Here is a 25,101-nt window from a genome sequence, read left to right as displayed (position 1 = left end):
GGTTTTATTGGGTTAGCTCATTTTACTTGCAGCCTGCTCTACGGCTCTCTCGATTCTATTGTATGATGCGCATCTACAGATATTACCACTCATAGCATCTCTAATTTCCGATTTGGAAGGATTCTTATTTTCATTAAGAAAGGCTGTAGCAGACATAATTTGTCCTGCCTGGCAATATCCACATTGTGGTACATCCACTTCTTTCCATGCCTGTTGTACAGGATGTGAACCATCTTCAGAAATTCCTTCGATCGTAGTAATTTCCATTTCTTCAACATTAGATACCTGTAGTAGGCAACTTCTTGTTGCGGATCCGTCAACGTGCACAGTGCAAGCACCACATTGACCAATACCACAGCCAAACTTGGTTCCTACCATGTTTAAATGATCTCTAAGCACCCAAAGTAGAGGTGTATCCTGATCGGCCTCTACGGAATGAGACTTTCCATTAATTTTTAGATTGTAAACCGGCATGTGTTTTAATTTTAGTGTTAGTTTTTAACTAGTCTAAATAAGGCTATTTAGAGACAATAGCATTTGAAGGTAGTAAAAAATAATCTTGAGAAATTCAACTTTAACAGACCTTTATAGTTCTGTTAATAGTATTTTCATATTCCTTTTATAATTCCGAAATTTGTATCAAAATCATTCCTTTGACAAAGAAAAGAATAGTTATTACAGGAGCGCCCGGTACAGGTAAAACCTCTATCATTTTAAAACTGGAAGCATCTCATTTTTTTTGTTTTCATGAAGTTATTCGAGCGATGACTCAAGAAGCTAAACTAACCAATGGATCAGATAGTATCGTTTCTAATCCCATTGTATCCGTTTCTGATCCTTACCAATTCAATACAACCATACTTAATGCCAGAATAAAGCAATTTGTTGATGCAGGCGACAAGCAGGACAAGGTTTTATTTTATGACAGGGGTATCCCCGACGTTCTCGCTTACATGGATTATTTTGGGCAATCGTATGAGGATCATTTTATCAACGAAAGTAAAAAATATGTATACGATCATATATTTATACTGCCTCCGTGGAAAGAAATCTATGTGACCGACGAAGAGCGCTTCGAAACTTTCGAACAAGCACAAGACATTCATCATCATTTAGTAAATACCTATACCAAATTAGGATACAATTGTATAGAAGTTCCTTTTGGAACAGTTGAGGAACGCAACAATTTTATTCTTAACACCATAAAATTAGATTGACAGCATCTCCGTTACAAATACTACAAAAATATTGGAATCACAATGGTTTTAGGCCACTTCAGGAAGATATTGTTGATGCTATTCTCGAAGGTCAGGATACTTTTGTTCAACTCCCAACTGGTGGAGGTAAATCCATTTGTTTTCAAGTACCTGCCCTTATAAAAGAAGGAATCTGTGTGGTCATATCTCCCCTAGTAGCATTGATGCAGGATCAGGTCAAAGGACTTCAAAGCAAAGGTATTAAGGCTTTAGCCCTTCCTAGCGGAATCAAATATACAGAACTAGATACCCTTCTGGATAATTGTATTTATGGTAACTACAAATTTCTCTACTTATCTCCAGAACGTTTACAACAGGATATTGTAAAGGAACGGCTAAAACAAATGAACATCAATCTTATTGCGATTGATGAAGCACATTGTATTTCAGAATGGGGTAACGACTTTAGGCCTACTTACCGCAAAATTGCAATACTAAGGACCCTACACCCTACTGTTCCTATGGTAGCCTTAACTGCTTCGGCTACAGAACGTGTTCGGGAAGACATTATCAAGGAACTGGATCTTTTTCAACCAAAAATTTTCAAACAGTCTTTTTACAGATCCAATCTGGCTTACCATGTGATAAGTGTAAATGATAAAATATTTCATTTAAAACAAATTTTGGATCAATATCCTGGTTCTTCCATTGTATATGTAAGAAATCGTAAATCTGCTGTTGAGTTGAGTGAGGTACTACATCGATCGGGTTATACCGCCTCTTATTATCACGGTGGTGTTTCGAACGAGCAAAAGACCCAGCGATTTGATCAATGGATGAAAGAAGATATTAGAGTTATGGTTGCCACCAATGCATTTGGGATGGGAATTGACAAATCAAATGTTCGTACCGTTATACATTATACACTTCCAGAGAGCATTGAAAGTTATTTTCAAGAAGCTGGAAGAGCGGGTAGAGATGGAGAACCCTCTTACGCTTTTGTTCTAAAAAGTGATAATGATGCTAATCGTCTATATAATCAATTTATCAAGGTACTTCCTAATACTGAAACTGTAAAAACAGTATATCGTAAACTGTGCAACTATTTTCAGATCCCTTATGGAGAAGGTGAACAAAGTTCGCATCAATTCGAATTTAATTCCTTCTGTAAAACGTATGATCTAAATACTTTAACCACTTACAACACGCTTCAACTACTGGATCGCTGTGGCGTGCTACGTTTTATGCAACGTTTTACAAAAAAAAGTAGCTTGTTCATTACTACTACCGGAAATCATTTGCTGGATTATCTGGATAACCATCCGGATTGCGAGTTAACTATGAAAGCCATACTGCGCTCCTATGGTGGAATTTTTGACGAAGAAGTAGAAATCAATATTCCCTTTATTGCTTCAAAAATTGAAAAACCTGAGCAAGAGGTTATTTCTGTACTACAAAAACTTAAAGAAGTGGGATTATTGGAGTTTAATTACAAACGTTCTGATGCCGAAATCATTTTTTTAGTTCCAAGAGAGGATGAAAGAACCATACATCGCATACAACCCTATATTACTGCACAAAATACTTCTAAGACAAAAAAGGTAGAGGCTATAATTCGATATACTGAAAACGAATCGACATGTAAAAGCAATTTGCTCTTACATTATTTTGGAGAAGAAACTTCTACGAATTGTGGAATTTGTAGTTATTGCACAAGGCTGAAACAAGGGCAGCAAAAATATGATCACCACAAAATACAGGAACATATTATAAGGTTATTACGAGAAAAACAATTATCTTCAAGGGAATTGACCACTACCCTTGAATATCCTGAACAACTTCTTCTGAAGATATTACAAGAAATGAATCAACATCAGATCATTAAGATCAATGATAATAATAAGTATCAACTAGTATAAAATAATGAGAGCATTACGAATCGTATTTATGGGGACTCCCGATTTTGCTGTCGAGACTCTAAAACAGATTATTGCCAACAATCACGAAGTGGTTGGTGTTATTACGGCGCCAGACAGACCTGCAGGTAGAGGAAGGAAACTGAAAGCTTCTGCAGTAAAAGAATATGCCCAATCAAAACATCTAAAAGTATTACAACCTACCAATTTAAAGGACGAAACGTTTTTAGAAGAGTTAAAAGCACTAAACGCAAATCTCAATATTGTGGTAGCGTTTCGTATGTTACCTAAATTGGTATGGGATATGCCTGAATACGGTACTTTTAATCTTCACGCTTCTTTACTGCCCGATTATAGAGGTGCAGCACCAATCAATTGGGCTATTATTAATGGAGAGAAGAAAACCGGCATTACTACATTCTTTATCGATGAGAAAATAGATACTGGTCAGATTATCCTTCAAGAAGAAGTAGCTATCGAAGAAAATGATACAGCTGGGACACTACATGACAAACTTATGGTACAAGGAGCCTTGTTGGTAGAAGAAACTATACAAGCAATTAAAAATGATAATATACGTCTTATATCGCAACCTAAAGAAGAACGATTTAAAACTGCTTACAAACTTAACCGTGAAAACACCAAGATCGATTGGCATCAGGATTTGAGCACTATACACAATCTTATTCGTGGTTTGTCTCCTTATCCATCTGCATGGTCTGAGCTGCATAATAATGGAAAGACAGAAAATGTAAAAATATATGGAGTAAGTTCGGTAGTAGAGCCCAACAATTTTGACATTGGAAAAATCATAGTTGAAGACTCAAAAATTAAAGTAGCTGTTCGAGATGGATATATTTTAATTGACAAACTTCAACTACCTGGAAAGAAGGCTATGGACGCCAAAGCCCTTTTAAATGGGTATAACTTCTTTAGGGACGCCCGAATGTTATAAGGCTCACATGAAATTGGTAATAAAAAAACTACAAAAATTTAACGTGTTTATTAACAATCACCTTGAGTTATCAACAAATCCTTGTATTTACTGGGCTAATCCTTGCATGAATGATAAATCCGTATAAATTTGTAGAGCGTTTAACATAAAGATTGGTTTAACCAACAATTAATTTAAAAACAGAATTATGAACAAAACAGAATTAATCGATGCAATGGCAGCTGACGCCGGAATCTCTAAAGCAGCGGCTAAAAAAGCCTTAGAATCTTTCTTAGGAAGCGTAGAAAAAACTCTTAAAGGAGGAGAACGTGTTTCTTTAGTTGGTTTTGGATCTTGGTCAGTTTCTAAAAGAGCTGCAAGAGAAGGTAGAAATCCACAAACTGGAAAAACTATCAAAATCGCTGCTAAAAACGTTGTGAAGTTTAAGGCTGGTGCTGATTTATCAAAATCAGTAAACTAATCAGTTAGTTTCGATAAAATTAAAAAAGCTCCCTATTCCAGGGAGCTTTTTTTTATGCCTTCCCATAAAAAGGCCTCACTGGGCTTTGATTATTAGAAATAATTATTTAGCTTTAAGTGATAAAGAAAGCCAGCGCATGATATCACTCCAACCATCAAAAGGACATCTTTTAGTTGCAGAGCCTTCTATAATCGGTGATGTTTCTTTCAATCGTTCTGTTGTTTTACTTGCTGATCATAGTGAACAAGGGTCGATTGGTTTTATAATGAATAAACCTCTTGAATATCTTCTTTCTGATTTGGTTCCAGAAATTGAATCTGATTTTAAAATTTACAATGGTGGACCCGTCGAACAAGACAATTTGTATTTCATTCATAAAATACCTGATCTAATTCCAAATAGTGTTGAAATCTCTGGTGGTATATACTGGGGAGGAGACTTTACAGTAGTTTCTCAATTGATTTCCGAAAATAGAATTACACCACAAGAAATACGATTTTTCTTAGGGTATTCAGGTTGGGGATCCCAGCAACTTAATCAAGAACTTGAAGCCAACTCTTGGGTTATTGTTGAAAACGATTATCAAAAGAATATCTTCGGAAAATCCTATGACACCTTCTGGAAAGAAAAGATGATCGAACTTGGTGGTGAATATATGTTATGGTCTAACGCACCAGAGAATCCTACCTATAACTAGGCTCCTAGTCTAATTCTAGAATTTAAAATACCCAATAACCGTTTACTGGTAGTTGTAGTATATTCCTTTTTTCTAAAATTGGTGATAGGAGTAATTCCTGAAATCACATTGGTGATAAACAACTCATCGGCTTTTTGTAGTTCAAATGGAGAAATAGATCCTTCTTCTACTACATAATCTTCCAGTTTTTCGAGAATCCGTAACAGTTGAGTTCTTAAAATTCCTTTCAAACAACCGTCCTCTAATGGTGGTGTTTTTATAGTATTTCCTTTCACCAGAAACAAATTCCCATTAGTTGCTTCAATAACCATCTTATTAGAATTGAGTAATAAGCAATTATCAAATCCATTTTCTTTGGCAAAAATACCTGCTAACACATTGGTAATTTTGTTAGTTGTTTTAAGGGTAGATATCAGATCTGCCACAACATAATGATCTTTAAAAAGAGTAACTTCATTTTTTTCTTCAGAGAGTGTGTAAAAACTTGTTTCTAGTTTTGACGCCGAAATGATATAGTTCACCTCATTACTTGTAGGAGTATACAATCCTGGGGCATCTCGGTATACAGTAATTTTAATCCGCACCGATATCTCATCAAGGTCATTGATCTTGATCAAATCTTTAATTTCTTTTTCCAAAAATTCTGGAGTAAACTTCATTGGGATCTGCATGCGTAAAATCCGCATCGAAGCCATTAATCTAAAATAATGATCTTCCCAAAATAAAATCTCTCCAGAATTAACTCTTATCGTTTCGAATAACGCATCACCGTAAGCAAATCCTCGATTTGCAATTGGTAAAAGAGCTTCATTATCTTTTACCAAATTTCCATTACTATTTACCATAAAGAAATCCCATAAATACTATCTTTTATGGGCAATGCAAATTTATATAAAAAAAGAAGTTTATGCCGATCCTAGCACATGTTTAAGATTACTAATCATGTTATCCCAAAGCATCTTATTCTCATCCAGTTCATCACTATCAGAATAATCGGTAACCATCAAAGATACATCTTTGGTAATTTCGTCTACTTGAATACGCAATTCAAAAAAATAATCGTTTCCTTCTTCCTCATCTTCTACCCATCTAAATTTAATTCTTTCACCACTTTTACGGCTTAAGAGCTTGGCTTCTTCTTCAGAATCATCCCAAATAAAAGTAAACAGTTCTCCTCTTGAGTTTACATTATCGGCAAACCATTCGGAAAGCCCAGAAGGAGTTGAAATATATTGATATAACAATTGTGGCGAAGATTGTACCACAAATTCAAGTTCATACTTAGTTTTCTCAGACATAATCATTAATTGTTGATAAGCCAATATATAGATTAATTGTCGACTTTAAAAGTACAATGAAAAAAAAATTAAATATGCATTATTGTTTGCGTCAATGTATTTTGTTTTTATATTTGCACCCGCGTTTGAGTTGCTAGCGTGACTTTATAAAAAGATTGTTTATCAAACTCAAACCAAAATAGTAATCATGGCGAGGTAGCTCAGCTGGTTAGAGCGTCGGATTCATAACCCGGAGGTCGCGAGTTCAAGTCTCGCTCTCGCTACAAAAAAAGGTTGTCTTAAGACAACCTTTTTTCTTTTTCTTCTCTCCTCTCCTTGATCCTTATTACTCTTTCAGTAATTTATGGAATATATCCGCTAATTGTATCTCCAAGAACTTAACAATTTGATCTTCAGAATCCTCGTTTTGATACATCTCGAATACGGTCGCTGCATTTTGCCTCTTCAACTGTTTGATATCACCTTCAGGATTTTCAATATCCTCAGGTTTCAACTTCCACTTTTCTAAAGATTTCAACAATTTTGTGTGCGCTTCGTACCGTTTTTCCAATAAGCTTTGCATTTTTAAATCATCAGGGTCTTTTTCTTCTGCACTATTAATTTTGGCACTAATGATAATATATTCATCTCGTATTTCTCGATCAATTTCTCTAGCCTCTTTCAACAGTCTCAAATAAGAATCATAGATTTTTTCATTGTAAAATTCGGCAAAATCGAGATAGGTATCCATTTCTTTCAAATAATTGATCGCAATCTCTTTGTAGACTTTCTTCTCTTTTTCTTGAGTTTCTACCAATTGTTCTGCCAGATTATTTATCTTGCCCTTTTTCTTTTTAATGATATGATCAAAACCTTCTTTCTCTGGAAGCTCCAACAATCTTGGAGTAATTTCGGTTGGTAGCCCTTCAAAACGATATTTACGATATTGAATTTTTATAGAATCGTTCTCTACTTTTGGCTTTCTTTCTCTCTTCTTAAAATTGAATTTTGGTTTTTTCAAACCAAAAACATAATTGTAAGCAAAAGTGGCTGTCAACTCACTTAGTAGGTTATCATCTCCACGATCTCTGAATAATTGTATCGCATTTAGATTAAAATTATGCCTTTCTTTAAGGGTATAGGTAGCGGATGCTCTAAGATTGACAACGTTTACCGTCGAAGCCCTGCTATTCGAGCTGTTATATCCAGTAGAAAATCGGGTATTTAATGTTTTTTGAAAAAACCGTTTCCCTAGGCTAACTGTCGGTCCCCAAGTAAAGGATTCTTCTCTCCCAATAGTGTTGTAAGTTCCATTAAAAGCAGAAGTAATGGTAAAGCTAGTTTCAGAAAAATTAATCGTATGTCCTACATTCAAATTATGAAATGTTGATGCATCACCCAATCGCACAATTCCACCTTGTTCATTGGCTACATCATTCAAGGAATAGTTTACGTTTAAGTTTTGTTTGGATTTCTTTTTGTTGGATAGCACATAATTCACCGTTAAGGTAGAAGTTTGAGATAATTGTCTATAATCCAGGTTTTCAATTTGTTCGTCTATTAAATCCGCATCATTGATATCGTCGAACTGGTTGGGTTTAATATTTGTGAATGTAGTAAAATTCGAATACGATCCTACCAGATTTAAACGTTCAGAAACTGCCAATGTAGCATTAGCTGATCCTACAAATCTATTGGTATTATTTGCCTTAAGATTATCCAGATCATCTCTTTGATAACCAATATTAATCGCCAAAGTCAATTTATCCCTAAAAAAGCTATTGGTTGCATCTAGAGTAATATTCTCAAAATCATTATTGAAGAAATAAGCTCCTAGCGTCTCATACCCTGGATCTATACGCTCATACCCTATCCCCAACGACACTCTTCCTTGTGCATATCCTAAACGCGTTCTAAGAGCATTGTAATATTCAGTCGAAGCCCTATTATTAAACAATAGTCCTAAAGGAGAAATTCCCGGATTTTCTATCTCTTCGGCTCTGGTGTCTTTGGAAATGGCTGTAGAAGCATACTCTGCCTGTAAACTAAAACTTTGCCCTAGTTTCACCTCTCCTTCTACACTTAGCACCAAATTTTCTTGAGGTAATACTCCTTTGGCTTCAGGAATAGAATCTATAGAATTCTGATCATCTCTGGCATAAAAACCAATGATACCTAGCTTGTACTTTTCTTTTTCAACACGAGCTTTAATTCCGTATCCCATTCTATTAAATGCGGGAATTGTCCTGGGATCTTCATCATCATTAGTAGCACGAAGTAAACGCCCCGACATTGCGCTTATTTTGAATGAACCCGGAGGAGTTAAGTCTACTCCACCCCCCGTAAATTGATGACCATTTAAGGTGTATGGAGAAAAGGTCATACTTACTGTACCAATATGACCTGTTATCCATTTGTATTTTGGATGGATACTAATACGATTAAAATCAAAAGGAAGCTGATACCCTAATTCTTCTCCCTGATTTGAAAAACTGTAGGATATGGGTACTGAAAAGCTATAAATATTAATATTCAGTGCACCTTGGAGAAAGTATGTAAAAGGCTCTCGATTTGCGTTCTGATTAGAGTTATAATAAACGGTGCTGGCAGAAAATTGCCCGCTTACCTTGATAGGTTTACTACGGGTAATAGTCTCGTAGTCCAATGTTTGAGCATTGGATAGCATAGGAAAAAGTAGTAGTACTAGTAGTAATTTTCTCAAATAAAAAGTATTTGTTAATGATCACTAAAAGTCAAAGTAAGCATCGCTTCTATCGCCATATATTTTTGAGTGCCCGAAAGTATTAAAAAAGCAAATTGTCGCAAAAAAACCACTTTCTTCAAGTGGTTTTTTTGCGTTTTTCTTCACCTAGAAAATTCTAATTTGATTTTTATTGTCTTGCAAACACAAGTTCCAAAACCACATTACCAGTACCAGGATCGGTATCGCGAATGGTCATAACATCTGCTGCAACAGCAAAGCTTAATTGCGACTCTGTAGGAACAATAACATTACCATCGGCATCCAAAAGTTCTATCAGGTTACCATTGGTTCTGTATGTAGCTGTACTTTCTTCTACAGGCAAGCAATCGGTTCTATCTTGATTTGCTTCAAAACTTCTTCTGGTAAACATGTTTTCTGTAAACGTAAATGTTGTGTTTTCCTCACAATCCAGTAACATGATAGGAGTTCCATCACCTTCCGCCGCATTGGTTAGTTTCCAGGTCCCTATGAGGGAATTATTAATTCCTCCATCATCATCACTACCACATGATACTAGCATTAACGTTGTTAGCAAAAAACATACTAAAAATGATTTTTTCATTTGTTTTGGGTTTTAAGTTTAGTTTTAAGGTTGAATTTGTTATTTATCACCAAATAGAACGTGCATTTTTGTGATAAATTACATTTGTCTTTATTTTATGTTAAAAATTATGATTCAAGTTAATAATCCGTTTAAAAGTACCGTAGTAAGATCCCATATCGCAATAAAACCAGGTGACTATTCGCTAACTATCCTCCAGGATTTCAAAGGGCATATAAAACTCATCCCAATCAGGGTCTTCTACACCATCAATGGAAGTATTCATTAAATAAAATGGATGTTTATCATTGAAAGCCCCACCATTTTTCCAATACTCTCCTTCCATTATCAATGAAAGAGTAGTTTTGGTATTAAAACTCTCTAAAGACCTCGCTAGTCTTGGTGCATTGAGCTTCCAAACTTCATATTGTTTACTTTTTGTAATAGGATTATGAGGTAGATAACACAAATTTCTAGTGTATATGGACATTGAAACCGAGTTGTTTCTTTTTAACTCTACACCAAACAATTCACAATCTAAGCTTTCTTCATTAGTTATTGGACACTTTCCAACACATTTGATATCAAAACCATCCTTTGCATTATAGTATTTATTGATCATAAATAACTCAATAACCTTATCTAGGTCTTCCAAACTTGAGATAGTTTGTTTAAAATCTTTAAAATTTATATAAAACTCTTTCAAAACTATATTGTTGTTTTGTACAAGTTTAAAGAACAACCTTAATTGATCAAAAACCAAAGCCCAATCATTCTCTTTTACCTCAACATTGTACCCATCAAGATCATAATACCACTCTCCAATAGTGTTGGGGGCTATTAGAACAATAAATGTCTCATCATTTTTTCTATATAACTGATACATCATGATTTACAAGTCTAATAAATTATAGTAATTCAAGTCACTCCCAAAACGTATTTCAATAGCTACTTTACTTTCTTTATGTAATTCTTTTAATGTTGGTAACATATTTACCACATCAGTTTGAGATCCATTATGCACCCATATTCTAGCTACTCTGTTATAATCCCCTGATACTTTATCCAAAGATGAAATTGCTTTGTTTATATTGCTTGAAAACTTGTTAACTCCGGTTGCTTTCAATTGATATAGATCATCTGGTATCCCACCTGTATTTTTTACAATAATATCAACAGCTTCGTCAAATCCATCAGGTTCTAATAAAGCATTTAAACCTTTTCTCAGCAATTCCTCAAAATCGGTAAAAGTATGGGTAATAAATCGACCTGCATTATCTAATTGGTTAGATTGCTTAATGTCACTCAAGACTCTTTTGATTCCTTTTAATTTAGGAAGATCATCGATATTCGAATTAATTAATCCATTGGTCAACGGAATCAATTCTTCGCTATTTTGTACTTTTTTGAGATTAGCAACTATTCTATTAATATCATTATCCGACCATTGCAACTTATCCTTTACAGATTTTAGAGTTTCTGAGATATCTCCTGTAGCATTGCTAATCAATTTTAGCTCATCAATCTTCTTCATATAACTTTTGGGATCTTTTGCCCTCCAGTTCTCTACAAACTCATATTGATGGCCTCCTCCTGGATAATTTTGTCCTGCATTAGGTCCACTAATTTCTTTTTGTGCTCCTATGGTTCCGCTTCGGGTTTGTATCGGTTTTAATGCTTCGTATTCACGAACAACAATTTCATCTACCGCGGGGTTTTTCCAATCTTCAAGAACTGCTAGTTCGTAACGTAATTCTTCAATTGTGGTAATTTTCTTGTTTGATCCAAAACCTCCCGGAACATTTTGGGTAGTTTTATATTCTACCACATAGAACTTTTCTTTTACTGGTATGGTATAGTCTGTTACATCGGTACCGTTCATGTACGGTGGACTATTACCACTACGTATGTGTAATTCGTTGATAAGATCTCCTTGTCTAACAAAACCTTCTTCAAACTTAGGCCTGAAAATAGGTTCTCCTTTATAGTTTTTAACTACTTCTATATTTTCAGGATATACCTTTCCTTTTACTTTTACAGAAGCTTTAAAACTACCTACAACATCATTATAATTTTCTGCCTCTTTAAAAATCTTGATATCCTGCAAAATACCATCTGGAGAAAGTTTAAAAATAGTTTTGCCTTCAAAAGAGTATACCAGTAATTTGTTAACAATGTTCTGCTTTAGTTTCGCACTTGGCAAAGCATTAATAACAGTCTTAAAGGCATCTGGCATTTTATCCAAATAGAATGCAAATGCCATCTCTTTTGCAACTTGATGTACATCTTTGATCTTTTGAGAAGCATTGGCTCCTAATCCTGCTATTTTAGTTCTTAGATTACTTTCTAAATCTGAAATTTTCTTAAATAATTGCGCTCGAGCGGTGGGGTTATTCTTGAGTTCCTTAATAATATCCGGTAATGCCGTTATGAACTTTTTGACATCTACGGTAATCCCAGATAAGTTATCTCCAGCTTTAAAGGTCATTCCTTTTGCCAAATCATACCAATTACCTGCTCCCTTCTTAAGTTTTACCAAACCTTTTGGCAGACTTGATAAAGCGGAAGGTAAATTGGCTAATCCCCATACCATATTGGCAATTTCAAGAGTATTTACGAAATCGGTACCCAAGGCTTCGCCCATCTCTTCTTTATAAATAGCAATCGCAGCATCTGTACCAGCAAAAAAGATTTCAGCTATTGCCGCCATCGCTACCGGTGTTAATGCTCCTCCTGATCCAGCAATAGCAATTGCAGAAGCTACAATCACAATCCCATCGAGGGTAACACGAGCGGCCACAGAGTTTTGCTGTGCTCCTATACTACCGTCCATCCATGCTATATAGAATGCCGGAACACCAATAATATCTCCTTTGCTAAATTGTACCGAATTATTGATCTTGGTATCCTCAACAAATTCCACAAAAATGTACTCAAAAGGATCAAAAGAGCGATCCATCACCTTATGATCTTCTATTTCCAGATGTATCTTAATATTGGCTTTAGAAAAATCAACTTCGGCATCGAGATCAAAATCATTACCATCCGTACTACCAAAGAAATTAGCTCTAGCCATAGGCAAGTAATTTCCTTTGATCTCATCTATTTTGTTTGGTTTGTCGGTCGTAAGGTACTGTTGTTTTTCATCAAGGTATTTTTCGTAATTCTCTCGCTGCCAAGTCAATTCTTGTTGAGAAAGTTGTAAAACCCGAGCCAGGTTAACTACAAAATTGGCAAAACGCTCATTATCACTATCCACAGCAGCCCACCAATTTTTGGACTGAAGGATCTCCCAGATTTCTGTAAAGAGTTTATTATTATTAGCTTTTAGCTCTTTTACAATGGTCTCAGCATCTCCTGGAGTAATATCCGTAAACATTGAAGAAATAACGTCCTCGGTATCCGAGAACCAGAACCAACTCCAATCATCACCTTTTGAAATCGCATGCTTGATGATAGCAATACGGTCATTAACATCTCCAAAACCTTCTAAAATCAAGCTTATGTAATAGTTTAAAAACTCAATTTGGAGATCATTTCCACTTAAAACACCTTCTGCAGTTATTTTATTGAAGTATTCGTAAGTTTTTTCTCCATTCCCTAGAATACCATCTTTGTAGGTAAGAAAATTGTAAATCGTTTGTCTGTCATCGCTATCTTCGATGTTCTTGAAAACATTAACAATCATATTTTCATGAACCCCATTAAAAACAGAGTCATTATCTATCGCCCATTTTGCTAAAGCGATTCGAGTTGGGATGTCTTCTTGGGCATCCAAAATTTTGGTAAGCCCTTCGTAAAACACATCAGCATACAATTCGTAATCCTGAGCCGAAGTCTCTTCAATGATGTTTTTTAAATTTTTTAAATCCTCTCCAGTAAGGTACGCATAGATTTCAGAGGAGTCTTCTGGAACATTCCCAAACATCCTAAGAATCAACTCTCCGATCCTAAGTCGACGCATAGGATCTACAAAAAAGTCTACTTTCTTATTATTAAAGGCTATCTCGAGGAGTTCGATATAAACCTCCTGGTTTTTTCGAGCTGCAAAAAACTCTCCCAAAGCATCACCAACTTGCCTTAAGTTTCTTTGGTCTTGGGCAACAACATCCCAGGTTAAAAACTGCAACAGATTGAGTAGCTCTTCATATTCATTGTCTACCAGAAAACTCTCGAACGCAGCATCATCTGTATCTATATTAAAACTTAGAACATCTGTAATTGCTTTAGCAATGGGGATCTTACTCCATTCAAAATCTCTTTGTGCCAACAAAAAGGTCTCTAATAAATACCCTCTTTCTTTCTTTAAGTATTCTCCTTGATTCTGGTTACCAATATAAAGTAAGGCTCCAATAAACGAAGTATAATTATCTCCATCGAATGGATTGATGGAGCGATCATCCATTTCCTGTAAAAGAGTGCGCAACAATTCGTTCTTACCGTCTGCCCCTCTAAAATCAGCAAATAGCTTTGCATAATCTTTGTTATCTATATTATGAAGAAGATAGAGTATAACTGCCTCTTGTTTCTCTTTTATCGTTTTTTTGGCGATTGTTTTGATCGCTTTAATGATAGTGGCATAATCAATATCTTCAAGTACATCAGAACACAGTTTTCTCGTTGCATCAACGATCTTATCTACATCTTCAGAATTAACCGCTTCTACAAACTTATTCTTTTGACTAGTTCCTTCATCTACACTTAATGTTGAACACTTGCTATTGTTGATCATTCCTTTTAAGAGCTCTTCCAGGAATTGAGATTCAGGTAGATCAGCATCAGATAAGTAGTTGAACCAGGCATTAATCTTTTTGTAATTCTTATTTCCGCTAGTACTGGAAAGATTTGCGTAATGCGCTTTAAGTAAATCCTTATCTATTTTTTCTACATTGGATCCTAACAAATAGTTTGAAAATGACCACCAGGAGATATTTGCTTTACCTACTTGATCTCCCTTGTCTCCTTTTACAATTGCAAAATAATAACTAGACAAAGCGACTGCTCCTTCTCCACCGGCTTTATTAAGGGTTTGTTGAATTAGCGCTTTTTTACTTTGATCAGCCTCCCCGTCCTTTTTGAAAAAATCCTTAAGTGCATTATAGGTTTGTCCTGCCTCAGCACTATTATCTCCTTTCAAAGGACCATTAAAAGCTCTTTGATAAAAGTCCTTAAGTTCGGTAGTAGTCGCTGTGGATACTTTGTATCTATTTTCGAACGGAAAAAAAGGAGCTGCAATAGCTTTTTTCTTGTTGGCAACACCAAAATATATTAGGGGAGCATTTTTTTCTCCTAATTTCTTATTGATTTCAACCAATTTTTGGTTCAATTCCTGAATGTTTACAGGAGTTTTGTCCAATCCGATATCACTCAAATCAAATTGATCTTCTACATAATCCGATACCATATTGGGATTGAAAGTATCATCTCCCACCACATAAACGTACCAATTGTTTTGGCTATTATTGTTTACTTTATTGGTCTTATTGAACTGAATTAAATATTCTAACTGATTAGCAATTCCAATATTTACTTCCTCTATGGTTTTAAATTTGGTTTTACCAATCGGCGAAATTTCATGAGCATAAATACCCAAAGATGAAACTATAGAAAATAAGAGTATCAAGAGATAGCTCTTTATTTTATTATAACAAGTTCCAGACATAAAATTCATTTTATTTTCAATTTCTTATAATCATTCTTAATATCTACCTCCCCATTTTACATGCTCAGTAAATACGCCTGTTTTGATATCCAAATACTGTAACTCAAAATACATTGCACCATCAGAGATTACAATTTCTGCATACTCTTTGCCTTCCATATGTTTCATTCCATTACACCTGTCGATATATCCCATCATCGGTTTTTCATCGATTACTTTACCCCAAAAATTTTTGACCTTCTCCTTATGAGGATGAATCACCCAAACTTCTCTTTCTGGAGTCGAGTACTCTTCGTTTTTAACACCATTAATCATCTGATCAGACTTAAAAAATGGTGCTTCAATACTGTATATCATTTTACCATCAGCATCCAATAAAGCGGCATTATTAGGATGTTTATGTTCGGTATCTTTGCCATAAACAATAAAGTTCAGTTCGCTATTTAGTGTATATTTTTGAGTTTGGTGCACTTGCATTACTGTCCGAAATACTTGTATTTGTAATTATCGATTAAACCTTTTAAAGCTTTTTCAATTCCTTCTATTAAGAGATCAATGATTCTATTTTCAGAGTCTCCACTATCCTGAGATTCTTTAAGAATTTTTGGTAGATCTACATCTGTTTCTAATGCTTTGCTTACAAAAGACCGTATCCATTCTTTGTCTTCAACATTTTCTGCTATAGATTTTGAAAAGAAGTATAAATGAAACTTTTCCTGCACATCAAATATTTGAGTAAACTCTTCTGGTACTGTATTTACAGTAGTTTCGCCTTCAAATTCAAATTCAAACACTTCGTCCAGGTCTGATTCGTCACCTCCAGTGGTGTCATCAGAAGAAAAACTATAAATAGCATCATAATCTGCGATAAGTTTTTCCTCCTGAGATCTATTCTGCGAATAGTACTTCTCGATTGCTTTTACAATTAAATCAACAATTTCCTCTTTAATTTGATCCAATTGGTCTGCAAAGTTTTGATTCAACTGATCAATCTGATTTTGAATCTCTTCTTTTTCTTCTTCGGTTTCTGCCTGCTCCAACTGTTCTTCTAACGCTGTAATTTGCTGATCTAACTCTTCCAACTCTCGAATTTCATCTTCGGGCAAGTCTCTTTCGATTCTTTCTAATAATGCCTCTCTATCCTCTCCTGTTAATTCTCCTTCTCGTAATCGATCGGCTATATCCTCCAGGATATCCAGTATTCCTCCCGTAGTCAAGTCTACGATGGCATCTATTTCATTACTAATATCATCGACACCTCCCCAGTTTTCGTCATAATCAGTTTCTACAACCCCATCTATCAATTGGTAATCTGTGTTAATCCTAATACCACTAAAATCAACTTTAATTCTGGTATCTTCAAGATAAGGGACTACGATATACCCCCATCCTGTAAAGGAACCATTTTGGCCATCGACTTGTTTTACCGTTACCGGAAAATCTCCTGCTGTAAACACATCATTGATCACCATAGTTTCTAGAGGTTCCTGATTTGTGATAACAATTTCCGGTGTTATCCCACAATTATAAGTGTTAGTCTCTTCAGGAAGTACTATCGTCGTAAACTCATAAATCTGAGAATACGTAAACGGGCCATTATCCAAACACTGTCCCCCTACTCTAAACTCGTAGGTAGTTCCTGGTTCCAGATTATAAATGGTTCCGTTTTCATTTACTGTTCCTGTATCGAACCAAACGGCATTCTCTGTATCTTTTTTTCTGTATTGAATATTATATCGTATGTGATCAACACCCTGCCAAAGAATTTTTTCGCTGGTTGTACTCTTGGCTTCAGCCAAGATATATTCGGGTTCAGAACAAGCTCCAGAATACGTAAAATGATAAATCTCGCTATACCCATCGTTTTTAAAAACCGATGTTTCACTGATTCCGTCACTGACCATAGCCCGAACTCGCCATGCATAGGTTTTATCAGGAAGTAAAGGAGTTTCCCCTGGACCATATAACAAGGTAGTAGCAAAGGTATTGGTTTGATACAAAGGTGGGCTTGACAAGAAAACGGCTTGCGGATTCATTTGATTATCCCAAATCTCTACCAATGTAAACTCATATTCAACATTGGTAGCATTAAGATGTCTTGGTGTCCACTGAAAAATAATATTTTGAGGATCCCGCATCAACACCTGCTCTCCTCTATTTGGAACATTCAAAATTGGTGGGTCATTCAATACAAGATACACCGCTGTGCAGCTTTTACGCGAAATTTGCTGGCCCGATTGTGCATCGTACACTTCAAAACAAAAACGGTAAAACCCTTCTGGTAAAGGAAGGTTGTATTGCTGCGGACTTATTCCTTGCAAATTCTCTAACTGAAAATAGGCTCTTAAATCTACATTACTCAATCGAAGCGGTATTCCACCTTCAAGAAAAATGGGTGGTGCACCTATCACTACGTCATTACTCTGTATGGATACCCCACCATTACTTTCTACAAAAAACTTGAGTCGCACCTGACGATTAGATTCATTAATATCGGTAAGCAATAAATTCACCAACAGTTTTTCAGAAATAGAAGTACCATACTCTGATAATCGAAGACTATAGGGAGGTATGACTTGTGGATTTACATTAACAGGAAAAACCTGCGCATTGACGGAGGTCAAGCACAATGTAACGAGTATAATTAGAGTATGTAAAGCCTTTTTGTACATAAAATTATCGCTATGTGAACTACTTTCATTAGCAATCCTATCGGGTTGCTTTCTGAACCTTAATATCAACTATGATGTATGAATTTGATCCATCATCAATAAATTCTTTTACTTTAATAGCACCTTTTTTTCCTTCTTGCGTTTCAAAAAGTACAATTCTTAGCACCATGCTATTATCAAAATCCTGTAAACCACCAGGTGTTTCGGTAATGGTCAATCCGTTTAACAACGTATCATCTTGCATATTATCAAATTCACTTACAGAAAGCGAAGCCGTACAATTACATAATTCCTGAGAATTAATAAATTTGGTTTGCTTAGCATTTGCCAACGCATCAAAAGTGGTACTTGATAAATCATCGGGGCTTACAAATCGATTACGATTAAAGGTGTTACTCAAACCAAAAAACACCAAGTCGATTTGATCAGCTATATCAGTGGTTATTTCTTCTGCAGTATATACGGTTCGATCCGCTATACTATAAAAACTTCCTCTTGTATTTGCATTATGCGCAGTATTGATTCCCAATACCACGTCATTAAGTTCTCTAAGATTTGTATTTCTAAAAAACTGAAATACTTTGGATATTGTCTGTGTTTCTTTACCGTTTGAAGCCGTTAAAGTAACCCTATGGTTCCCCTCACTCACAAAAGTAACATTAGGGTTTTGCTCTAAAGAGGTAGTAATTGAAGCTCCTTCAAACTGCCATTGATACGATGTTGCACTTACCGAATTATCGGTAAACTGCATCACTGCTGGGATTTGAAAATCATCATCATCAAATGCTACTTCTTCAGTAAAATCTGCAACCAGAAATGGTTCAACAGTGATTACCTCTTCCTGGGTAAATGTCTCACGGCCATTACTAATTTCCAAAGTAATTCTATGTTCCCCTGGCTCTGTAAAAACAACATTTCCCGGATTTTCCGAAGTGGAACTTACAGGTTGTCCCCCTTCAAAAGTCCACACAAAACTATCTGCTCCTGTAGAGTTATTTTGAATCGAAAACGCTGCCGGAGAAAAATTATCATCTACATTGGTCACTTCAAAATCGATAATCACGGGATCATCGATTTGTATTTCAATGATTTTACTATCTCTGGATCCATCCTGGTTAGTAGCGATCAATTCTATCTCAAAATTTCCTTTGCTATCGTATTGTATAACACCAGGGTTGCGATTTACAGATCTTGAAGGAACTCCACCTTCAAAACGCCATTCGTAATCCTCTGCCCCCTCAGTACGATTAAAAAACACGATCTGTACCGGGATGGAAAAATCATCATTAAAAACTTCAAAATCGAAATCAACAATAACCGGAACTGCCTCTTCGCGAGCACAAGCAGCAAATACTAGAAGGGTTATTATTTTAATTATTCTGTTCATTTCAATTTGTATACTATCTTATTCAAATACCAATTTTCTAGTTTCTGATCCTTTTGGGGTCTCCAGCAGTAACAAATACACTCCCGTTGGAAGACTCACATTATAATCCAAAAGAAAATCTCGATTATCCTTTTCTGTGCGTTCATGCAAAGTTACTCCGGACATCAGACTAATAATTTTAAGCGAAATATTAGAATCTTCTTCCAAACTAATTTGCGTTCTGAAGGTCCCAGAATTAGGGTTTGGAAATACAATAAACTCTTGAATAAAGTCCTGTTGTGGCCCCGCAGGATCTGGCGACTCTATAGCTGGCTGCACCAAAATGGTCTTCATAAAATCCTGGTAACAATCTCTTTGATAAGATCTAAGATTAATTTCGTAAGCACCTTCTTCTTCAAAAACTAATATCAACTGCTCATTCGTCATGGATACCACTTCAACTCCATCGGGGATGGTCCAGTCTACACTTTCACCAATAGGATCACTCACGTTTACCAAAATCACCTCCTCGCCTGTAAAAGCTTGTGTGGTAATCAAAAAGTCTGAATCAATTGGGGTATCAAACACATCAATATTAATTTCACTTATACCGATACACCCTAGACTTGTAGTGATCGTGGCAATATATCTCCCTGCTTGTGTTAATTCTACATTACTCTCGGCACTTGAAAATCCATTATCACTGCTCCAGGAATATACAGCTCCCAGATCATCGATAGTAATGTCCAATAGTACCGATTGATCCTGGCAAAGTGATCTTTGTGGTTCCAGGTTTACAAAAACTGGATCTGGGTCTACAAGATTTGATTGATAAAAAGCTTTACAACCTTTGCGATCGGTAACTTCAATACTATAACTTCCTTCAGTCAGACCACTTATACTCGTTCCAGTACTTCCTGTACTCCACAAGTAAGTATATGGAGGGTTACCTCCGGTAACATTAATATCTATTTGTCCATCATTCCCTTCAAAACAGGTTGGTGCACGTTCAATCACTGGCGTTATTTCTAATCCATTAGGTTGATCAATGAGTATACTACCTTCAATTTGACAGCCTTTCGCATCGGTAATAAACACCAAATATGTCCCTCCTATCAAACCAGTAATGGTAGGTGTCGTTTCTCCATTACTCCATTCATACGTATAAGGGCTTGTACCTCCCTGAACAAATACTGTTGCTTCTCCGTCATCTCCGTTGGCACAGGTAACTACGGTGCGATCAAAAGAAAGTTCTAACCGATCTGGTTGCGGTAAAAATCTGGTGGAATCTATGGCTTGTGTAAGTCTGTACTCTTGTGATCCATCCGGTAAGTTATAAGCCTCATAAGTACCCAAAACAATTCCATTACTATCTTCTACATTGAGTGCATAATTACCAACACTCAAATTATTGATAATACTGTCGTTTACTGCAATATCCTGCCAAACTCCATTGATTTCCTTTTTCCAACGATAACAATATCTCCTCAAGTCTGATCTACATTGCCCTACTGCGCTCGCAAATTTATCAAAAGGCACACCTCCGGTAACCGTAGCAATTAAGGCTCCGTCTTGAAATTGATCTGGTATCCCCAATGGATCATTAAAATCTACCCCGTCGTTATATTCATTTTCGATATGACAAGAAATAGGATTATAAATATCTATTTGCACCTGTAGTGGATCTGGTTGCTCCAAGGTATAACTTGCATTAATAAAGAAACATCCATCCTTGTCCGTGGCACTATTAAAGTTGGTATCCCAAGCACTTAAGGTATATGTACCTTCGCCTACAGAATGTAATATCACCTCGTAACCCTCATTGGCTGGTAACACATTGGTATTTATAGTGCTTAATGTAGCTCCAGAGGCATCTCTCCATTCAAACACATAAGAACCATCACTTTCTGAAGTTCCTCCAAAAATTCTGGCTCTAATTCTACCATCTTCAAACCCGAACGCTCTGGGTTCATTGATTAACGAGAATTCAACGTCTAGTGCTTCACTAGGCTGATCTATAATTACCGTTTTTACAATGATATCCCCTAATCTTATCTCTCCTGCAACATTGATTTGTTCTTTGGCTTCACATTCGTTAGCATCTCTTATTCTTATTTCATAGGTATTTGTTGGAAGCCCTTGAATTGTATGCGTAAACCTTCCTGCAAAAGCCGTCCATTGTGTTTCATCCCATACTTCTCCTTGTACACGGATTAGATATTCATATCCTTCAACACCACCTTGTGCTTCTAAATCAATGGTCCCATCACTACCTCCAAAACACCAAACATCTACATGATTTGCATCATTACCAGGCTCTCCTACAAAGGCTACAGGAGTCGGGCGATCAATCTCAAAAGTGGTCGTATGATTAGGTGCTTCTGTAAAATATTCTATCCCATTATAAAAACCTAGTATATCTACTCTAAAGCCAAAACCTGGTGTACTAGCAGGTAATCCATCTATTGTAAAGGTATTACCAGGACCAAATGTATCGATGTTATTTACATTTTTTACGGGACTATTAGTTCTCAAGTCGATCACTGAGAAACTTACATTATCCAAAGCGGGATCTAAAGCTCGATCAAAAGTCAATATGATCTCTCCATCACCATTTCCGCTAGCATCAATAGAATCATAACAGGTTACATCTCTTGTACGTTGCCCAATAATATGAGGGGCAGATTTACGAACCACGTAAGAAACTACATTAGACGATTCCTGATTACAAGCTCTTATTCTGAACAAAATTGTATTACCAATCACAGCCTCAGTTAAAAAATCCTCTAAAGTAAACGTAGGATTTTGCGCATTTGGAATAGGTAATTCAAACCAATCAGTTCCATTAAATCCATATTGCCAATTGTATACCGAAGTATTGTACCCTGCAGAGGAGTTTATAGTCAAAGGGTCTTCAAACCCTACACGATCCGATGCTGTGGCTCTCGATACCGCAGGGACAGGAACCGCGTCCAGTGTGAAATTTACACTTTGGGAAACATCGTTACTATTAGAATGCACAATATTATAAAAAGCAGAAGAACAGGGGTCCATTGGTGTATTTCTAGATTGTGTATCTTCTACATTCCTACCTCTTCTACAAGTTGTACCAATACCTTGGTTTCTCGCATCTCTGGCAAACGCATATAGTTCTACTCGTTCCACAATACCATTCAATCGATAAGTACCTCCGGTATAGTTTCTAGCAGCATCATTAGACACATCTACAAATATCTCTTCTCCTCCTCCAACATAAAAAGCGGTTAATCTAATTGTCTCTCCACAACGCCGATCCCTAAAGCTCGAACTATAATTATAATTAGTTATTTTCACCACCGTTTCCTGTGCCAGTACGACGCCAGAAAAGCAAAGTAAAAATATAGTGAATAACTTTTTCATTAGTTTATCTTTTTCATCATAAAATCAATTATGATCCCCACATTATCTTGTTCTATCTTATTCTCAAATTTCATATCAAAACACGACTTCTTTTGTTTCTACCTTAGAATGATTTCCTTGTTTTGTGATCACTTTAAGGCTATATACATATGTATTACCTGGTGACACAGCATTATCAACAATTCTATTCATCGTATTCGGCATTTGTTTAAACAAAACAGGCTTACCTTCCTTTTTTGACTTATATACGGTTATCTCTGTAACCTCTTCTGGCATCTTACGCCAGGATATCATTACATTTTTGTTTGTTCTATCAGCAACTACAGAAAACCCCTTTATCAATTGTTCTTCTTTCACATCTTTCTTACTGGTTATAGTAACTGGAGTAGAAGGAGCTGATAATAAGCCACTTTCATCTTCCGCAAAGATAGCATACCGATATTTTATATTAGAACCTACATCGGTATCCAAATAGCTAGTAATCGTATCTGTTTGGAAAATCACCTGCCAACCTTTTTTGGCTTCATTTACCTTTTGCCTATACAACTTATGTTGAAAAACGTCTTGACTACTGCTATTAATCCATTGCAAAAGAACTCCTTCTTCTTTTTGATTATAAGATTTGAAAACCGGTGAAGATGGTGGCACAACATCTGGCTTTTTAATACTTAGTTTTTCAGAATAATCAGACATATTGAACCGTTTATCTACAGCTACAATCTGGTAAAATACTTTATCGTTCAAGGATTTTACCTGTACGGTATCCACAAAGGTGTTTTTAGAAATTGGAGCTACAGTGATTTGTGATAATTCTTCGGCATCCAAATTGCCACGAAAAACACGATATCCTAATAAATCTTTTTCTGTATTTGCTTCCCACTTGATATTCACAACTCCCAAAGAATCTACTACTCCTGTTAATCCTATCGGCATTTTTGGCGGAATTGAATCTATCGCTTGTACAAAAGAGGTCAAAGAAGTAGCCTTTTGATTATTTTTACCCAGAGCCACTATCCTAAAGTAGTTTGAAGGTTCTGGATTCGTAAATGTTGTCGTTCTGCTAGAAGCAGGAATGTTGGATTGCACTGTTCTATAAGGTCCTTTTTCCTGAGCAGCCCAATTGAGTTGGAAACCAGAAATTTCACTTTCGGATTCTTTTTTAAACTCCCAATTCAATACTACGCCACCAGAATTATTAAACTCATATCGAGAGATATGAGGAACAGATGTCAATTTTTTAGCTCCTTCGGCAGATACCACATCAGATGGAGTTCCTTCTTCTCCGAATGGAGAAATCCCTACGATTCGATAATAATATCGTTTATTGTTTTGCGGTAATGTATCCACATAAAACATTCTACGTGCCGGACTACCAGGTTTATCATTCAAATTCACCAAAGGAGTGTCCCCTAATCTTGCAAAAGTATTCCCATCCTCTGATCGCTCTACGTGATAAGCATTATAGATGGGTTTAAACATGGCGTACTCCCAAGTTATCAAGATGCTTTTATCATCAGGAACAGCGATGACATCAATTGGTTTTGGTAAAGGTTCTGGTTCTTTAATTTTAACACTAACAATCCCTGATTTCACTTTAAGAATCTCCCCAGGTATTTTCGGAATAATCTTGTACAAATATTCCTCGTTGGGGCTGATATCGGTATCCTCAAATCCTAGAGCTCCCATTTTAGCCACTTTAAAATCCAAATCTGCAGCAAAAAGTGCAAAAGAAAAGCGTTGTTCGATTTCTTTTGATTTACTAATAATTTGTGCCAGGCCACCTTGCATTTCTTCTACCTCAAAACTTTCACCATACAATGCTTGCGCCATGATAGCTGCATTGTCATTTTGTTCTACTTCTTGTTCCCAATTCTCCAAAGGAAGCGGAAGTAAGGTTGTTCCTGTAAGACTTTTACTCTCTGGTGGATCTACCAAAACTCCATTACGGGTAATTGTGTATCGTTCTATAACATATCCATATTTATTGGCCCGTAACCAGGATACAGGTGTAGTGGTCCCCCAACGCAAAAGCACTCTATCCTTTTGTACTCTAGCCATAACCATGACTTCTGGTATTTGCTCTGCTTGTTGAGCATGAGACACAGCAAAAACCATAAATAAGATAAACGCGATGCGTACATCTGATATGAAACTCGAATATGTTCTTTTAGGGTTGATCAATTCTTTCTTTATTAA

Annotated in this window: 17 protein-coding genes and 1 tRNA gene; 6 read left to right on the top strand and 12 right to left on the bottom strand. The window is 36.0% G+C overall.

Going from position 1 to position 25,101, the window contains the following annotated elements; all coding sequences use genetic code 11:
• Positions 1 to 12: 12 nt before the first annotated feature.
• Positions 13 to 474 carry a (2Fe-2S)-binding protein gene (locus BUE24_RS01075; RefSeq protein WP_073312718.1) on the bottom strand — a complete coding sequence of 154 codons (462 nt, stop codon included), beginning with the start codon at positions 472 to 474 and terminating at the stop codon, positions 13 to 15.
• A 179-nt stretch (positions 475 to 653) separates the two neighbouring features.
• On the opposite strand from BUE24_RS01075, the gene BUE24_RS01070 reads away from it, so the two are divergent.
• From BUE24_RS01070 to BUE24_RS01050, 5 genes are all read left to right on the top strand, one after another.
• Positions 654 to 1,217, top strand: a complete 564-nt coding sequence (locus tag BUE24_RS01070; RefSeq protein ID WP_073312716.1) for an AAA family ATPase — start codon at positions 654 to 656, stop codon at positions 1,215 to 1,217.
• Positions 1,214 to 3,115 (top strand): RecQ family ATP-dependent DNA helicase, encoded by a 1,902-nt coding sequence (locus BUE24_RS01065; protein ID WP_073312714.1) that lies wholly within the window; start codon positions 1,214 to 1,216, stop codon positions 3,113 to 3,115. The genes BUE24_RS01070 and BUE24_RS01065 overlap by 4 nt, the downstream gene beginning before the upstream one ends.
• 4 nt (positions 3,116 to 3,119) lie before the next feature.
• Positions 3,120 to 4,067, top strand: a complete 948-nt coding sequence (gene fmt / locus BUE24_RS01060; protein ID WP_073312712.1) for a methionyl-tRNA formyltransferase — start codon at positions 3,120 to 3,122, stop codon at positions 4,065 to 4,067.
• Between the two features lie 187 nt (positions 4,068 to 4,254).
• Positions 4,255 to 4,527: an HU family DNA-binding protein gene (locus BUE24_RS01055; protein ID WP_073312710.1), complete on the top strand. Its 273-nt coding sequence runs from the start codon at positions 4,255 to 4,257 to the stop codon at positions 4,525 to 4,527.
• Positions 4,528 to 4,663: 136 nt separating this feature from the next.
• A complete protein-coding gene (locus BUE24_RS01050; protein ID WP_073314385.1) occupies positions 4,664 to 5,224 on the top strand; it encodes a YqgE/AlgH family protein in 561 nt (186 codons plus the stop codon).
• Here BUE24_RS01050 and BUE24_RS01045 read toward each other — a convergent pair.
• On the bottom strand, positions 5,221 to 6,069 hold the full coding sequence (locus BUE24_RS01045) for an aminotransferase class IV (protein ID WP_073312708.1): 849 nt from the start codon (positions 6,067 to 6,069) through the stop codon (positions 5,221 to 5,223). The genes BUE24_RS01050 and BUE24_RS01045 overlap by 4 nt on opposite strands.
• 60 nt (positions 6,070 to 6,129) lie before the next feature.
• Positions 6,130 to 6,522 carry an START-like domain-containing protein gene (locus tag BUE24_RS01040; RefSeq protein ID WP_073312706.1) on the bottom strand — a complete coding sequence of 131 codons (393 nt, stop codon included), beginning with the start codon at positions 6,520 to 6,522 and terminating at the stop codon, positions 6,130 to 6,132.
• A 189-nt stretch (positions 6,523 to 6,711) separates the two neighbouring features.
• On the opposite strand from BUE24_RS01040, the gene BUE24_RS01035 reads away from it, so the two are divergent.
• Positions 6,712 to 6,785, top strand: a tRNA-Met gene (locus BUE24_RS01035).
• 62 nt (positions 6,786 to 6,847) lie between these two features.
• Here the strand turns inward: BUE24_RS01035 and BUE24_RS01030 are convergent.
• From BUE24_RS01030 to BUE24_RS00990, 9 genes are all read right to left on the bottom strand, one after another.
• Entirely contained in the window at positions 6,848 to 9,223 is a 2,376-nt protein-coding gene (locus BUE24_RS01030) for a hypothetical protein (RefSeq protein ID WP_073312704.1), read from the bottom strand.
• Positions 9,224 to 9,392: 169 nt separating this feature from the next.
• Positions 9,393 to 9,827, bottom strand: coding sequence for a lipocalin-like domain-containing protein (locus BUE24_RS01025; protein ID WP_084549348.1), 435 nt, complete (start codon positions 9,825 to 9,827; stop codon positions 9,393 to 9,395).
• Between the two features lie 184 nt (positions 9,828 to 10,011).
• On the bottom strand, positions 10,012 to 10,695 hold the full coding sequence (locus tag BUE24_RS01020; RefSeq protein WP_139241888.1) for a hypothetical protein: 684 nt from the start codon (positions 10,693 to 10,695) through the stop codon (positions 10,012 to 10,014).
• 3 nt (positions 10,696 to 10,698) lie between these two features.
• Positions 10,699 to 15,468, bottom strand: a complete 4,770-nt coding sequence (locus BUE24_RS01015; RefSeq protein ID WP_139241887.1) for a hypothetical protein — start codon at positions 15,466 to 15,468, stop codon at positions 10,699 to 10,701.
• Positions 15,469 to 15,504: 36 nt separating this feature from the next.
• Entirely contained in the window at positions 15,505 to 15,945 is a 441-nt protein-coding gene (locus BUE24_RS01010) for a hypothetical protein (RefSeq protein ID WP_073312697.1), read from the bottom strand.
• Complete coding sequence (locus tag BUE24_RS01005) at positions 15,945 to 18,092, bottom strand: fibronectin type III domain-containing protein (protein ID WP_211483299.1); 2,148 nt, start codon at positions 18,090 to 18,092, stop codon at positions 15,945 to 15,947. Before BUE24_RS01005 ends, BUE24_RS01010 begins: the two co-directional genes overlap by 1 nt.
• Before the next feature lie 85 nt (positions 18,093 to 18,177).
• Positions 18,178 to 19,527 carry a PKD domain-containing protein gene (locus BUE24_RS01000; RefSeq protein ID WP_073312693.1) on the bottom strand — a complete coding sequence of 450 codons (1,350 nt, stop codon included), beginning with the start codon at positions 19,525 to 19,527 and terminating at the stop codon, positions 18,178 to 18,180.
• Between the two features lie 18 nt (positions 19,528 to 19,545).
• Positions 19,546 to 22,905: a T9SS type A sorting domain-containing protein gene (locus BUE24_RS00995; RefSeq protein ID WP_073312691.1), complete on the bottom strand. Its 3,360-nt coding sequence runs from the start codon at positions 22,903 to 22,905 to the stop codon at positions 19,546 to 19,548.
• 75 nt (positions 22,906 to 22,980) lie between these two features.
• Positions 22,981 to 25,086, bottom strand: a complete 2,106-nt coding sequence (locus BUE24_RS00990; RefSeq protein ID WP_244548100.1) for a fibronectin type III domain-containing protein — start codon at positions 25,084 to 25,086, stop codon at positions 22,981 to 22,983.
• Positions 25,087 to 25,101: the final 15 nt, after the last annotated feature.

Origin of the sequence: Aquimarina spongiae (assembly GCF_900141785.1) — a bacterium.
Classification (GTDB): Bacteria; Bacteroidota; Bacteroidia; order Flavobacteriales; family Flavobacteriaceae; genus Aquimarina; species Aquimarina spongiae.
This window is presented reverse-complemented; position numbering and strand designations above follow the sequence as displayed.

What these genes read in the sequence shown, in the direction of transcription:
- BUE24_RS01055 (WP_073312710.1), top strand. Translation starts at nt 4,255, where the DNA reads ATGAACAAAACAGAATTAATCGATGCAATGGCAGCTGACGCCGGAATC.
- fmt (WP_073312712.1), top strand. Translation starts at nt 3,120, where the DNA reads ATGAGAGCATTACGAATCGTATTTATGGGGACTCCCGATTTTGCTGTC.
- BUE24_RS01025 (WP_084549348.1), bottom strand. Translation starts at nt 9,827, where the DNA reads ATGAAAAAATCATTTTTAGTATGTTTTTTGCTAACAACGTTAATGCTA.
- BUE24_RS01040 (WP_073312706.1), bottom strand. Translation starts at nt 6,522, where the DNA reads ATGTCTGAGAAAACTAAGTATGAACTTGAATTTGTGGTACAATCTTCG.
- BUE24_RS01045 (WP_073312708.1), bottom strand. Translation starts at nt 6,069, where the DNA reads ATGGTAAATAGTAATGGAAATTTGGTAAAAGATAATGAAGCTCTTTTA.
- BUE24_RS01020 (WP_139241888.1), bottom strand. Translation starts at nt 10,695, where the DNA reads ATGATGTATCAGTTATATAGAAAAAATGATGAGACATTTATTGTTCTA.
- BUE24_RS01010 (WP_073312697.1), bottom strand. Translation starts at nt 15,945, where the DNA reads ATGCAAGTGCACCAAACTCAAAAATATACACTAAATAGCGAACTGAAC.
- BUE24_RS01050 (WP_073314385.1), top strand. Translation starts at nt 4,664, where the DNA reads ATGATATCACTCCAACCATCAAAAGGACATCTTTTAGTTGCAGAGCCT.
- BUE24_RS01075 (WP_073312718.1), bottom strand. Translation starts at nt 474, where the DNA reads ATGCCGGTTTACAATCTAAAAATTAATGGAAAGTCTCATTCCGTAGAG.
- BUE24_RS01000 (WP_073312693.1), bottom strand. Translation starts at nt 19,527, where the DNA reads ATGAACAGAATAATTAAAATAATAACCCTTCTAGTATTTGCTGCTTGT.
- BUE24_RS00995 (WP_073312691.1), bottom strand. Translation starts at nt 22,905, where the DNA reads ATGAAAAAGTTATTCACTATATTTTTACTTTGCTTTTCTGGCGTCGTA.
- BUE24_RS01015 (WP_139241887.1), bottom strand. Translation starts at nt 15,468, where the DNA reads ATGTCTGGAACTTGTTATAATAAAATAAAGAGCTATCTCTTGATACTC.